At 68.2% G+C, this 1,172-nt stretch carries 1 protein-coding gene; it reads left to right on the top strand.

Annotated elements, in window-relative coordinates; all coding sequences use genetic code 11:
• On the top strand, positions 1-1,172 hold a 1,172-nt coding region (locus AC04L7_RS19135; protein WP_475513766.1), incomplete at both ends, for a cryptochrome/photolyase family protein.

The following is a 1,172-nucleotide window of genomic DNA, read 5'->3' as shown; positions in this document are numbered from 1 at the left end:
GCCGAGGAGGGCGAATGGCCACCGGGTGCCGCCTCGCAGGCGTGGTTGCATCACGCCTTGATGGCGCTCGATGGCGATCTGCGTCGGCGCGGTTCCCGCCTGGTGATCCGGCAGGGACCCAGCGAGCAGGTGCTGCACGACCTCGTCGCGGCATCCGGCGCAACCGCCGTGTTCTGGAACCGGAAGTACGAACCTGCCACGCAGCCGCGCGACGCTGCGATAAAGAAGGCCTTGCGTGAGCAGGGCCTGCAGGCCGAAAGCTTCAACGGCAGCCTGCTGATCGAACCCTGGGACATCGCGACCCAGCAGGGCCAGCCGTACAAGGTATTCACGCCCTTCTGGCGGACGGCACTCACCTTGTGGCGCATGCCCGCCCTGTGGAATGCGCCCTCACGGTTGCCGTCCTTCGACGATGGGCCCGGCGGCGACCCGCTGGATGCCTTGCGGCTCACGCCGCGGCGGGGATGGGATGCGGGCTTCTGGGACGTCTGGACGCCCGGCGAGGCCGGCGCGCGCGACGCACTGGACGTCTTCATCGACGGAGCGCTCAACGGCTACCGCAGCGACCGCGACCGGCCGGACCGTGTCGGTACCTCGCGCCTGTCGCCCCATCTGCACTTCGGCGAGATCGCACCCTGGCGCATCGTGGCGGAGCTGGAGCGCGTGCGTACCGCCGCCAACAGCGCGGACATGGACGGTTACATCCGTGAGCTGGGCTGGCGCGAGTTCGCTTACCACCTGCTGCACCACTTCCCGCATACCACCACCCAGAACCTCAATCCCCGCTTCGCACACTTTGATTGGGCGAAGGTCGATGCGCGCGCCCTCGATGCCTGGCAGCGGGGCCGCACCGGCGTGCCGATCATCGATGCCGGCCTGCGGGAGCTATGGGCCACCGGCTACATGCACAACCGCGTGCGCATGATCGTGGCCAGCTATCTCACCAAGCACCTGCGCTACCACTGGCTGCACGGGGCGCGCTGGTTCTGGGACACGCTGGTCGACGCGGACCTGGCCAACAACACGCTGGGCTGGCAATGGACGGCCGGGACCGGTGCCGACGCCGCCCCGTATTTCCGCGTGTTCAATCCGGTGACGCAGGCGGAGAAGTTCGATCCAAAGGGAAGCTACATCGCCCGATGGGTGCCGGAACTGGCCGACATCCCCGTACC

Source organism: Pseudoxanthomonas sp. LjRoot204_2, assembly GCF_056175765.1.
The sequence above is the reverse complement of the archived record's forward strand: the minus strand, read 5'-3'. Positions and strand labels throughout refer to the sequence as shown.